Origin of the sequence: Xanthomonas sp. NCPPB 1067 (genome assembly GCF_020783795.1) — a bacterium.
Lineage (GTDB): Bacteria > Pseudomonadota > Gammaproteobacteria > Xanthomonadales > Xanthomonadaceae > Xanthomonas > Xanthomonas melonis.
In genome coordinates this window covers 60752-73840 of the sequence record NZ_JAJGQG010000003.1, presented here as the reverse complement: position 1 = coordinate 73840, position 13089 = coordinate 60752, and the positions used below count along the sequence as shown (strand labels likewise).

Annotated in this window: 8 protein-coding genes and 1 riboswitch; of the genes, 4 read left to right on the top strand and 4 right to left on the bottom strand. The window is 66.4% G+C overall.

Annotated features, from left to right (window positions below; translation table 11 throughout):
- Window positions 1–46: 46 nt before the first annotated feature.
- Both LL962_RS03565 and thiC read right to left on the bottom strand, forming a co-directional pair.
- Complete coding sequence (locus LL962_RS03565; RefSeq protein WP_228316028.1) at window positions 47–2371, bottom strand: winged helix-turn-helix transcriptional regulator; 2325 nt, start codon at window positions 2369–2371, stop codon at window positions 47–49.
- Window positions 2372–2793: 422 nt separating this feature from the next.
- Window positions 2794–4671 (bottom strand): phosphomethylpyrimidine synthase ThiC, encoded by a 1878-nt coding sequence (thiC, locus tag LL962_RS03560; protein ID WP_228315931.1) that lies wholly within the window; start codon window positions 4669–4671, stop codon window positions 2794–2796.
- Between the two features lie 114 nt (window positions 4672–4785).
- A riboswitch (TPP riboswitch) is annotated at window positions 4786–4884 on the bottom strand.
- Window positions 4885–5017: 133 nt separating this feature from the next.
- On the opposite strand from thiC, the gene LL962_RS03555 reads away from it, so the two are divergent.
- The gene (locus LL962_RS03555) at window positions 5018–5629 is read left to right on the top strand and encodes a hypothetical protein (RefSeq protein WP_228315930.1); all 612 of its coding nucleotides are present in this window, start codon (window positions 5018–5020) and stop codon (window positions 5627–5629) included.
- Between the two features lie 163 nt (window positions 5630–5792).
- On the opposite strand, the gene LL962_RS03550 is transcribed toward LL962_RS03555, so the two are convergent.
- Window positions 5793–7631 (bottom strand): methyl-accepting chemotaxis protein, encoded by a 1839-nt coding sequence (locus LL962_RS03550; RefSeq protein WP_167395265.1) that lies wholly within the window; start codon window positions 7629–7631, stop codon window positions 5793–5795.
- Window positions 7632–7711: 80 nt separating this feature from the next.
- Window positions 7712–9421, bottom strand: coding sequence for a gamma-glutamyltransferase (ggt, locus tag LL962_RS03545; protein ID WP_228315929.1), 1710 nt, complete (start codon window positions 9419–9421; stop codon window positions 7712–7714).
- Between the two features lie 642 nt (window positions 9422–10063).
- Here ggt and ilvC point away from each other — a divergent pair.
- The 3 genes from ilvC to LL962_RS03530 are packed head-to-tail and all read left to right on the top strand — an operon-like array spanning window position 10064 to window position 13070.
- The gene (ilvC, locus tag LL962_RS03540) at window positions 10064–11065 is read left to right on the top strand and encodes a ketol-acid reductoisomerase (protein ID WP_228315928.1); all 1002 of its coding nucleotides are present in this window, start codon (window positions 10064–10066) and stop codon (window positions 11063–11065) included.
- 42 nt (window positions 11066–11107) lie between these two features.
- Window positions 11108–12829, top strand: coding sequence for an acetolactate synthase 2 catalytic subunit (ilvG, locus tag LL962_RS03535; RefSeq protein ID WP_228315927.1), 1722 nt, complete (start codon window positions 11108–11110; stop codon window positions 12827–12829).
- Window positions 12813–13070, top strand: a complete 258-nt coding sequence (locus tag LL962_RS03530; RefSeq protein ID WP_104586793.1) for an ACT domain-containing protein — start codon at window positions 12813–12815, stop codon at window positions 13068–13070. The genes ilvG and LL962_RS03530 overlap by 17 nt, the downstream gene beginning before the upstream one ends.
- Window positions 13071–13089 lie beyond the last annotated feature (19 nt).

Here is a 13089-nt window from a genome sequence, read left to right as displayed (position 1 = left end):
TCCGACGAAACCCTGCCGAAATCGCCACGAAGCCTTTCCGAGAAAGTTACGAGGCCATTTTTCTCAGCAGGATCAGCAAGTTGGAGAGCACACCCAAGTTCGCGACGGGGCGCTCCGGCAGCGTCATATGGGCGATCGCGCTGCCATCTTCTGCCGCCAGTGCCACATACAGCGCACCGCTGTGCTGATCCACGCTGAAGCCGTTGATGGTGGTGAACTTGGTCGCATCCAGGCATCGCCCGCTGCCACCACTACGCAGCATCGCATCGAAGGTGGCGCAGCTGTCGGTGGGCGAGAGATAGTGCACCTGCCCCGCAATGCCTGGCGCCCAGGCGCGATAGCGCCAGCGCGACGGCTGCTGCGGATCGATCGCCTGCAAGGTATCGGCTGCCAACGATGGCGCGATCTGCCACAAGCCGCCGCGGCTCAGCCGCGTCAACAACAGCTGGCCGCTGTGCCGGTCCAGACGCACCTGCGAGACATCCGGCAACGAGGCCAACGCACGCCACGGGCTGCTGCGCCGATCGTACAGGGTGGCGAAGGTGTGTCCATCCTCGGCCGCGGCGACCACCAACAGACGGTCGGGATCGGGCAGATGGATCGCCTGAAGCGGCCGCGGCTGCGGGACTGGCAGGCGCACCGCCTCCCCGGTTTCCGGGGTCACCTCGAACAGCGCAGCATGCCCCCGCGCATCGCTGCCGCTGACCAGCACCTGCCGCGCATCGGCCGACCAGTCGGCCGCCTGCCGCGCATCCGGTCGCACGCCTTCGATCAGACGCACCGAGCCCGGGCGGGTGACATCGCCCCACCACAATCCGTAGGCGCCTGAGCGATCGGAGGCGAAGATCAGCTGGCGGCCGTCGGGCGCGATCACGGGATGGTCGTCGCGCCCGCTGGAGACGAACAACCGCCGCCGGAGGTAACCGCCGTTCATGGGATCCTGGATGACCTGATACACGCCGAACAAGGGCCTGCGTTGCACGAACACCAGATGGCCCTGCGCAACGTCCGGGGCCTGGGCATCGTCCACCCCGAGATCGTGCAGGCTGCGATCGCCCAGATCGAGCCGATACAAACGCGACTCGCTGTCCACCCGGCGCCCGAAGACCACCCCGCTGCCGTCCGGCAGCCAGCTCCAGCCGCGGATGTCGGCGTTGTCGTAGGTCAAGCGCTCGGCACCACCGCCCTGCGCGGGAATCCTCCACAGATCGCCCAGTTGCGGGTTACGCAGGAACACGATCCAGCGCCCGTCGGGCGAATAGCGCGGCGCGTAATCGAAGTCGTCGGTGCCGGCACTGTAGCGCAGGGTCTGCCACTGACCACTGTCCAGATCCAGACGCCGGATACGCGCAGATCCCTGCGCGCCGCTCATGCTGCCGAACAGCAGCGCGCGCCCGTCCGGCGACCAGCTGAAACTGAGCATGTCCGCGCCGTCGCAGCGCGCTACCTCACGCGCGGCCGTTCCGGTCGCAGCGGCGATCATGATCCGGCACCTGCCATCGGGCGACTGCCGGGAGAACGCGATATCGCGCCCATCCGGCGACCACGCCGGTAGCCGATCGGAAACGCCGGGCGCAGGCGTCTGCAGCACGCGGGGATACGCGTTGTCGGTGCGCTTGACCAGGATCGACGTAGTCAGGCGACCTTCGGTCAGCGAGGCATAGGCCACCATGGAGCCGTCGGGCGACAGGCTGGGGGTGAGATCGAAGCCGCCACCGGTGGTGATGACCTGGTAAGGCCGTTTGGGACTGCCCGGCACGGTGGCCGAGGCCGCGCTGGAAGAGGACGTCGGCGCACGCAGCCACAGCATCCACCCTGCCAGGCTCGCCACCAGCAGCACGGCCAGGGACGTGATGATCGAGACCTTCCAGCGCCCCCGCGCCCCTTTCGAATCCGCAGCGCTGGATGCGTCGGTCGAAGGCGGGCGCGCGCCCGCTGCCACCGTGTCATCGGCGGCAGCGACCGCAGGGGCCGTCTCGACTGGCGACACTTGCTGCGCAGGCAACGCAGCCGGAAGCGCGTGCGCCGACTCGGACGCATGCGCCTCCCACACCACTGGTGCGATCAGGCGGTAACCGGTCTTGGCGATGGTCTCGATATGCTGGGAACGCTCGCTGCCCTGGCTGGCGAAGGCCTTGCGCAGCTGCGTCACCGCCTGGGTCACCACATCGTTGGTGGGCAAGGTATCCGGCCAGACCTCCGTCAGCAGTTGCTCACGACTGACCACCTGCCCGGGCTGACGTGCCAGCGTCAGCAGCACCGCCAACGACTTCGGCGCCAACCGCAGCACGCGCCGCGCGCCGGGCACATGCACCTCGCGAGAAGTCACATCGACCACGCACTCCCCGACGTACAGCCGGGCAGCGGGCATGGCATTGGCGGGAGGGACACTCATCGGCAAGGAAACGCATCGCACGCAAAGAGACGACAAAGGGCGCAACGCGCGGTCGCGCGAAACGCCAAATTCAGCAAAGGACCACGACCGACTGTGTCATGCATCCATTTGGTGCAAATTTTACCCTATGCGCCGTTGCTTCCTATGACAGGCGGCGACGTCAGGCTCTCTCTCTCTCGCCGACGAATTCGAATAATCACGATGTTCTCTTCGCGCCTTCTGGCGCGATTTTTTTATCTGCGATTCAGCTCGAGCGCCCGAGACCCTTGCACGCCGGAACCGGTTGCAGAACGACCGCACGGCGGCACTTGCGCATCGCCGTGCGATCTGCACAACTAAAACTGAACTAGCGCTAAGCGACCGCTACCCGACGTAGTGACCGCGCCGGCCGTGCGCGCTTAGGACGCACGATAGACCTGCGCGCCCTGGGCCAGGAATTGCGCCGCCTTCTCTTCCATTCCGGCTGCCAGTGCCCGCTCCTCGCCTACCCCGTGTTCGGCTGCGTAATCGCGTACGTCCTGGGTGATCTTCATCGAACAGAAATGCGGCCCGCACATCGAACAGAAGTGCGCGAGCTTGTGCGCGTCCTTCGGAAGGGTTTCGTCGTGGAACTCCTTGGCCTTGACCGGATCCAGGCCGAGATGGAATTGGTCTTCCCAGCGAAACTCGAAGCGCGCCTTGCTCAGCGCGTTGTCGCGCACCTGTGCGCCCGGATGGCCCTTGGCAAGATCGGCCGCGTGCGCGGCGATCTTGTAGGCCATGATGCCGTCGCGCACGTCCTGCCGGTTGGGTAGGCCCAGGTGTTCCTTGGGCGTGACATAGCACAGCATCGCCGTGCCGTACCAACCGATCATGGCCGCCCCGATCGCGCTGGTGATGTGGTCGTAGCCCGGCGCGATATCGGTGGTCAGCGGCCCCAGCGTGTAGAACGGCGCCTCACCGCACTCGCGCAACTGTTTGTCCATGTTTTCCTTGATCAGTTGCATCGGCACGTGGCCGGGACCTTCGATCATGGTCTGCACGTCGTGCTTCCAGGCCACCCGGGTCAACTCGCCGAGCGTTTCCAGTTCGCCGAACTGCGCCGCATCGTTGGCGTCGGCGATGCAGCCAGGACGCAGGCCATCACCCAACGAAAAGGCCACGTCGTAGGCCTTCATGATGTCGCAGATGTCTTCGAAGTGGGTGTAGAGGAAGTTTTCCTTGTGATGGGCCAGGCACCACTTGGCCAGGATGGAACCACCGCGCGACACGATGCCGGTGAGGCGTCTGGCAGTCAGCGGCACGTAGCGCAGCAGCACGCCGGCATGGATGGTGAAGTAGTCCACGCCTTGTTCGGCCTGCTCGATCAGGGTGTCGCGGAAGATCTCCCAGGTGAGTTCTTCGGCGCGCCCGTCGACCTTTTCCAACGCCTGGTAGATCGGCACCGTCCCGATCGGCACCGGCGAATTGCGGATGATCCACTCGCGCGTCTCGTGGATGTGCTTGCCGGTGGACAGATCCATCACCGTGTCGCCGCCCCAGCGGATCGCCCACACCAGTTTTTCCACCTCTTCGGCGATACCGGACGACACCGCGCTGCTGCCGATGTTGGCGTTGATCTTGGTCAGGAAGTTACGGCCGATGATCATCGGCTCGCTCTCGGGATGATTGATGTTGTTGGGCAGGATCGCACGGCCGCGCGCGATCTCCTGCCGCACGAATTCCGGCGTGATGCGCTGCTGGATCGCGGCACCGAAAGGCTCGCCTGGATGCTGCTGGCGCAGCACCGCATCGGCGACGGACTCCAGCCGCTGGTTTTCGCGAATGGCCACGAATTCCATCTCGGGAGTGACGATGCCGCGGCGCGCGTAGTGCATCTGGGTGACATTGGCGCCGGCGCGTGCGACACGCGGCAGGTGCCGCGCGGGAAAGCGCACCGCGTCCAGCCGCGCATCCTGCTCGCGACCGCGTCCGAAGCTGGAACTGAGCCGATCCAGGGCCACGGTATCGCCACGTTCGGCGATCCAGCCCGCGCGCAGCGGTGCCAGCCCGGCGGCCAGATCGATCGCCGCCTGTGGATCGGTGTACGGCCCAGAGGTGTCGTAGACGCTGAGCGGCGGGTTGTCTTCGCCGCCGAACAGGGTCGGAGTGCGGGTCAGGGCGATCTCGCGCATCGGCACCTGCAGATCCGGGCGCGAGCCCTGCACGAAGATCTTGCGCGAACCGGGAATCGGCTGGGTCACAGCCCCGGAAAGGGATTGGGTGTGTTGCTGCAAAACGGTGGGCGCGGCATTCATGGCATTCGTCCTGTGTGCTGGAAGACCAGCACCGAGGGCGCTGGCTCTGCGAGGGAATCGCAGTACGGACGAAGCGGCGGCGCTCAACACGCAAGGCCCGTGCAGGCACGGACCATCGCATCTAACGAAGCTTCCCTACGCCGGTATGAGCCGGATCAGGTTCGAAGGGACTATCTCAACCGCAACACTGCTGCGGTACCCCCACTTCGGTGCAAATTAGAACACGAAACGCAGCAGCCAAGCGCCGCCCGCCTTACGCGCCGGCACGCGTGCGCGGTGCATCCCGCTCTGGACGCGCCCAGACCCTTGCGCCATGCTCCGCGCCTGCTTGCACGCCACTCTGCCCATGAACTCCAGCGTCTCACGCCGCCCGTTGACTCACGCCGAAGCCGACGCGTTGCAGGCACGTTGCCCAGCCGGTTGGGAGTACCTGCGCTTGCGTGGCGGCGAGGACGGCTTCGATGCCTGCGATGGCCCACTGCGGATCGATGGGGCACTGGAAATCGAGGAGAACGTGCTCGTGGTTCTGGGCGACGTCGAGTGCGACATCCTGTTCGTCAACGATATCGCCAGCCTGATCGTCGCCGGGGAACTGCGCGCCCAGGCGATCATCGCCAACGGTGGCCTCCACGTGCTTGGCGACCTCGACTGCCAGACCCTGGTCGGTCTGTCCTATGGCGATCGTATCTTCGGCTGCACCGGGCGTGCCCGCGTGGGCACGCTGATCGAGGACGCGCATACTTTCGACTTCGTCGGCACATTCGAAGCCGACCTGATCGCGCCGCAGTCCAACGTCATCGCTGTGCCGGAGAACGCACGCATCGCCCGCGATTTCCGCCACGGCATGGACGCGCAGCAGGCGCGGGAGGCCTTCGTGGAGAGCGTACTGGAGGATGGCGCGCTCGACGTCGACCGTGTCTGCAGCGTGCTATGGGAAGGCCGCTCGCCGTTGCGTTGAACACGTACCGCTGTGCCCCCCTCTCGAATGCAGCGACGCTAGCGCGGTATCGAGGGTCTTTTCCAACCCGGCCTTCGTCCCCACAAACCCGAGCATTGCGCCAACAGGCCGCGCCTGGAACGCGCGCAGACGCCCCTGTCAGCCGGCGGCTGCTCGCCCGCGCTCACTCCAGGGTGTACCCCACCCGCAGGCCGCCCCAGTGCTTGCGGCCCACGAAGATCGGCGCAGACAGATCGAACATGATCTGCCCGGTGTCGCGGCGGTAGACCTGCAGGCGGTACGGGTCGGTGTGTGCGCCGACGCTGCGGCCGACTCGGTCGGTGAACTTGCGCTTGGTGCGGTTGCCGACCAGATCGCGCTTGGGGTCGCCGGTCAACGGCTGGGTGAAACGCAGGTTGTGGGTGGGCACGTAGCCGTCGGGATTGGCGCAGATCGCAAACACGATCCACGGATGCGCCTCCAGCAGCGGCTCCTGCAGCGGCGGAAGCACGTGATCGCACACCGCGTCGAAGTCGGTGCTGAACTTGGCCGGCTCCACGCCGGGGATCGGAGTATAGGTGCGCGCGAACAACGCCGCCTCGTCGATCTGGCCGCGTGCCATCGCCTGTGCCAGGGCCGTGCCGATCTTGCCTGCCGTGGCGACGGCCAGTTCCTTGACGCGCGCATGCCGCGGCACCTGCAACGGGTCCGCCGGCAGTCGGAACAGCCCCACGCAATCGCGCAGGGTCTCGGTGCCGCGCTCCAGCGCTTCGCTGCGTTCGGCCACATGGGCGGCGTGCTGCAGATTGCTGCGACCCAGCGCGACCACACCATCCACCGCGTGCTCGATCCCGCGAATCTCCCCATCCTGCGCCTGGATGCGCCCGGCCACCGTGGTCATCGCGGCACTGGCCTGGCCAAGCACGCGGGTGATGCCGTCGAGCACCGCTTCGGTGCCGCGCGCGGAGGCCGCACCTTCGCCTACCGCGGCGCTGGTTTCGGCCAGGATCGCGCGTACATCGCGCGCCGCAGTGGCAGCGCGTTCGGCCAGCCGGCGGATCTCGGTGGCCACGACGGCGAAGCCGCGCCCGGCCTCGCCGGCATGCGCGGCCTCGATACTGGCGTTGATCGACAGAATATTGGTCTGGAAGGCCACCGAGTCGATGACCTCGATGACCTCGCCAGCGCGTGCGGCCCGCCGTTCCACTTCGTGCATCGCCTGGCCCAGCGCATGCGCCGCGGCCACGCCCTGGCGTGCGCTGTCGTCGGCGCTGGCCGCCAACGCGATCACCTGCGCCAGTTCGGCGTTGACGTCCTGCAGGCTGGACGAGAGCCGCTCCACAGCCATGCGCGCCCCATCCAGCGCGTCGGTCTGCGCCTGCGACTGGCGCACCATTTCGTCGTTCTCGGCCACCAGCGGCGGCACTTCGGCGGCGATCTGTACCGACAGCGCCACGGCCTGGCGGATCGCTTCGGCCAGGTTGCCGAAGCCGGCCTGCAGTCGGCGGCCCATCTCGGTCTCCGCCAGGCCTGGTGGCAACAGCAATTCCAGTTCGCACCCGGCCAGCGCCTGCGCGGTGCGCTCCAGCACCGTGCGGTCTTCGTGCTCGGCCTGCAGGCGCGCCACCAGCGGTTGCAGCAGGGGCGAGATCGGCACCGGACGGCTGTCTTCGGCCAGACGCGTGGCTTCGCGCAGCAGGATCGCGGTTTCCACATGCGGCAACGACAGCATCCAGCCGCCATGCTCACGGTCGCGCACGTAGCGCACGCGCCGGGCCGGATCGTCGCCCGGTGCGGCCCACACGCCTTCGTCACCGACCAGATCGGCCGCAGCCAATCCCCATAACACCGTCGCCGGCGCGCCAATCAGATCGCTGGCAGTCGTACCCAGCACATCCAGGCCGACACGGTTGCAGGCCACGACCTGGGCAGCGGCCGACAGGCGCAGCAACGCCACCGGGGCATCGGGAAGCAGGGCCGCCTGGGTTTGCGACGGCACATCGGGCTGTTGCATCGAGCTCATGGGAATGTCCTGGTCCATCGCTGTCGTTAGCGGCGCGTCGTGGCTGGAGTTGAGCGGCGAACTCGAACCGGGCGGCCTGTTCAGTAGCCGGCGGCCTGTCCGTCCTTGCGGCTCTCCGACGCTCCGTAATAGACGCCGCTGGCCGCATCGCGTGCGATCGCCTGGTAGCCGCCGTACGGACCATCGGCAAAGATCACCCGATGCCCCTTGCGCATCAGTGCGCGGATGGTGTCGTAGGAGAAGCCGGTTTCCAGATTGAGCTCGCCGCCATCGCGCATTGCGGTGGCCTGACCGGTGGGCTCGGTGGAGCCTTCGTGCTGGATACGCGGCGCGTCGCCGGCTTCCTGCAGATTCATGTGGAAGTCCACCAGGTTCATCACGATCTGCACATGCCCCTGCGGCTGCATCGCCCCGCCCATCACGCCAAAGCTCAGCCACGGCTTGCCGTCCTTGGTGACGAAGGCCGGGATGATGGTCTGGAACGGCCGCTTGCCCGGCGCGTAGCCGTTGGGATGGTCCTTCTTCAGCACGAACATCTCGCCGCGATCCTGCAGGATGAAGCCCAAACCGGGTGGCGCCATGCCGCTGCCCATCCCCCGATAGTTGGACTGGATCAGCGACACCATCATGCCGTCGGCATCGGCCACGGTCATGTAGATGGTGTCACCCTCTTCCAGTTGCCTGGGCGTGCCGGGCTGGACTTCCTTGAGCACCTTGTCCATCGAGATCAGCGCGCGGCGCTGGGCCGCGTAGTCCTTGGAGATCAGCCTGGCCAGCGGTGCCGGCTGAAAGGCCGGGTCGGCGTAGAAGCGCGCACGGTCGGCAAACGCCAACTTCTTGGCCTCGGTGAACAAGTGCACGTGTTCAGCCGAACCGAACGGGATCTTGGAAAAATCGTAGCCTTCCAGGATGTTGAGCATCTGCAATGCGGCGATGCCCTGGCTGTTGGGCGGCAATTCCCACACGTCGTAACCGCGGTAGTTGGTGCCGACCGGCTCCACCCACTCGCCTTGATGGCTGGCCATGTCCTCATAGCTGAGGTAGCCACCGTTGGCCTTGAAGTAGGCACCGATGGTGCGCGCGATCCCGCCCTTGTAGAACGCATCGCGGCCGCCGTCGGCGATCTGCTGCAGCGTGTTGGCCAGATTCGGGTTCTTCCACAGCTCCCCCTTGCGCGGGGCGCGGCCATCGATGGTGAACTGCTCCTTGAAGCCGGGGTATTGCGCCAGCCGCGGCACCGAACGATCCCAGTAATAGGCGATGGTCTCGGCGACCGGATGGCCTTCGCGCGCATAGCGGATCGCCGGCGCCAGGTTCTGTGCCATCGGCTTGCGGCCGAAGCGCTCGTGCAGCGCGAACCAGCCGTCCACTGCGCCCGGCACCGAGACCGGCAACGGGCCGGTCGGCGGTATGTCCTTCAGCCCACGGCGCTGGAACTCGGCCAGGGTCAGCGACTTGGGCGAACGGCCCGAACCGTTGTAACCGTAGAGTTTGCTGGTCTTGGGATCCCAGACGATGGCGAACAGATCCCCGCCCACGCCGTTGCCGGTCGGCTCCATCAGGCCCAGCGCCGCATTGGCGGCAATGGCCGCATCCACCGCCGAGCCGCCATCCTTCATCACATCCAGCGCGATCTGGGTGGCCAACGGTTGCGAGGTCGCGGCCATGGCGTGCGGAGCAATGACTTCCGAGCGGGTGGCGAAGGGCTGCCCGGTGATGCGGTCGGCAGCGCCGAGAGGCGGCGCGAGCAGCGCCAGAGCAGAGACCAACAGCACAGGGACGCGACGCATTGCAGGCAACTCCAAAGGACAGGACGGATGGAGACGCCACCATACCAGCGGCCTCGCCTTGCAGCGCTCGATCGCACGCTGCACCGCGCCATGAACCCGCGCAATTGGCGATCCTGATCAGCCCGTCCGGCTGCCGGGCGATGCAGTTTCAGCGGTAACCATGCTGGCGCGCTGCGGCCTGCCGCCACATCGCCGACGCATTCGCAGATGTTTCATCCGCAAGGGTTGACACCTCACTGGCAGCGATGGTTATCTCAGCCACATGTCGCATCGCCCCGCCACCTTGAACGCCTGCCTGTCCGCGCCTTCCGGCGCGTCGGCGTCGCTTCTCGTGCTCGTACTCATTACCTCGCCAACCGGTGCGGGACGAGACTTCGTGTAGGCAACAGACACACAAGGCTTCGATCAGACCCCGCACCGGCAACGGCGCGGGGTTTCGCGTTTCAGGGATCACCAAAAGTTTCGAATGACATGAACGACATCACGGCCACTTCCGCACCATTGTCGACCGACACCCGCAAGCCTGCGGCTGCCCCTGGCTGCCGGTGCCGTGCCCTCGTCCATCCCCGCCTTGTTCAGCCGGCCAGTGCCTGCACTGCCGGCTGATTCGTTTTTCCACTGCCAACCTCGCAAGGATTACTCATGAGCAACCATACCCAACCGAAAATCACGATCATCGGCTACGGCAGCCAGGGCCGCGCGCATGCACTGAACCTGCGCGATTCCGGCTTCGATGTCACCGTCGGCCTGCGCCCGGGCGGCCCCACCGAAGCCAAGGCCCAGGCCGACGGCTTTGCCGTGGTGGCGCCGGCAGAAGCGGTGAAGACCGCCGATCTGGTCGCAGTCCTGACTCCGGACATGGTGCAGAAGAAGCTCTATGAAGACGTCATCGCTCCGAACATGAAACAGGGCGCCTGCCTGCTGTTCGCGCACGGCCTGAACGTGCACTTCGACATGATCACCCCGCGTGCCGACCTGGACGTGGTACTGGTCGCACCGAAGGGCCCGGGCGCGCTGGTGCGTCGCGAGTACGAAATCGGCCGCGGCGTGCCGTGCATCTACGCGGTGTACCAGGACACCAGCGGCAAGGCCGAGCAGTTCGCGTTGACCTACGCGGGCGGCCTCGGCGGCGCACGCGCCAACATCATCAAGACAACTTTCAAGGAAGAGACCGAAACCGACCTGTTCGGCGAACAGGCCGTGCTGTGCGGCGGCGCGTCGTCGCTGGTGCAGGCCGGTTTCGAGGTTCTGGTGGAAGCGGGCTACCAGCCGGAGATCGCATACTACGAAGTACTGCACGAATTGAAGTTGATCGTGGACCTGTTCTACGAAGGCGGCATCACCCGCATGCTGGAATTCGTCTCCGAGACCGCACAGTACGGCGATTATGTCAGCGGTCCGCGCGTGATCGACGCCAGTACCAAGGCGCGCATGAAGGATGTGCTGACCGACATCCAGAACGGCACCTTCACCAAGAACTGGGTGGCCGAATACGAAGCGGGTCTGCCCAACTACAACAAGTTCAAGCAGGCCGATCTGGAGCACCCGATCGAAGAAGTGGGCAAGAAGCTGCGCGCCAAGATGGTATGGCTCAACGGGCAACAGCAGGCCGCTACTGCACCAGCGAATCAACAAGCGGCGTAACTGCCGCCTCCCCCACCGTTTAACACCGAAGGTCCGCAACGCATGAACACCTCCGCACACAGCGCGCCCCGCAATGGCGCGCGCTGGCTGACGCAGGCCCTGGAGGCCGAAGGCGTGGAAACGCTGTTCGGTTATCCGGGCGGCACCATCATGCCGTTCTACGACGCACTGGTGGATTCCAGGCTCAAGCACATCCTGGTCCGCCACGAGCAGGGCGCAGCCCTGGCCGCCAACGGCTATGCCCGCGCCAGCGGTCGGGTAGGCGTATGCGTGGCCACCTCCGGTCCGGGCGCATCCAACCTGGTCACCGGCATCGCCGATGCGATGCTCGACTCGGTGCCGATGATCTGCCTGACCGGCCAGGTCGCCACGCCGTTGCTGGGCACCGATGCGTTTCAGGAACTGGATGTGTTCGGCATGACCATGCCGATCGTCAAGCACAGCTTTCTGGTGCGCAGCGTGGACCAGTTGCCGGAGATGGTGCGCGAGGCGTTCCGGATTGCCCGCGAAGGACGTCCCGGGCCGGTCCTGATCGACCTGCCCAAGGACGTGCAGCTCGCCGATGCGGCGCATCTGCCCGACCACGTACCGGCCGCGGTGGTGCCTCCGCCGGCACCGGCCGACGCACCGCTGGCCGACGCGCTGGCGGCCATTGCCGGCGCCGAACGCCCGATCGTGTACGGCGGCGGCGGCATTGCGCTGGCCGGCGCGGTGGACGCGTTCCGGCGCTTCGTCGAGTCCACCGGCATCCCGACCGCGCTGACCTTGCGCGGTCTCGGCGCCCTGCCGCATGGACACCCGGATTACCTGGGCATGTTGGGCATGCATGGCACCCGCGCGGCCAACATGGCCATCCAGGAATGCGATCTGCTGGTGGTGGTGGGCGCACGCTTCGACGACCGTGCCACCGGCAAATTGAGCGAATTCGCTCCGTTTGCGCGCGTCATCCATCTGGATGCCGACGCCTATGAGATTTCCAAGCTGCGCACCGCCGACATCGCGGTGCCCGGCGACGTGGCAGTGAGCCTGAAGGCGCTCAGCGCTGCGCGTGCCAATTGTCAGGCGTGGCGCACGCGCTGCTTTGCCAACCGCGAAAAGTTCGGTGCGCGCTACGACGCGCCCGGTACCGATGTCTATGCCCCGGCGCTGCTGAAGCGCCTGAGCGAAGTGGCCCCGGCCGACACCATCATTGCCTGCGACGTGGGTCAGCACCAGATGTGGGTGGCCCAGCATTGCCGCTTCAACGACCCGCGCAACCACCTGACCAGCGGCGCCCTCGGCACCATGGGCTTCGGCCTGCCCGCCGCGATGGGCGCCCAGTTTGCCTGCCCCGATCGCACCGTCGTGCTGGTCTCCGGCGATGGCAGCTTCATGATGAACGTACAGGAGCTGGTGACCATTGCGCGCTGCAAGTTGCCGGTGAAGATCGTGCTGCTGGACAACAGCTCGCTGGGCATGGTGCGGCAGTGGCAGGAACTGTTCTTCGCCGAGCGTTACAGCGAGATCGACCTTTCCGACAACCCGGACTTTGCGGCGCTGGCGCAGGTGTTCGGCATTCCGGCCAGGCGCATCGTCACGCGGGGCGAGGTGGATGCGGCGCTGGCCGAGCTGCTGGCCCAGCCCGGTCCCGGCCTGCTGCATGTGGCCATCGATGCACGCGCCAACGTCTGGCCGCTGGTACCGCCCAACAATGCCAACAGCACCATGCTGGACAGCAATCCCGCACACGCGGCCAAGGAGGCGACCCATGCGTTACCGGCTTGATCTGGTGCTGAAGCCGGCCGAAGGCGCACTGGTGCGGGTGATCGGCATGACCGAGCGCCGTGGCTTCCGTCCCTGCGCCATCCAGGGCGCCGCGCACCCGGACGGGTCGGGCCGCTGGCACCTGCAGCTGGACGTGGACAGCAGCCGCCCGCCGGAGACGCTGCGCCTGCAACTGGAAAAGGTCTACGACTGCGAAGCGGTGACGATCACCGCGCTGGAATCGATCGAGGCAGCCGCATGAACGGCCCCACCTCGCACGA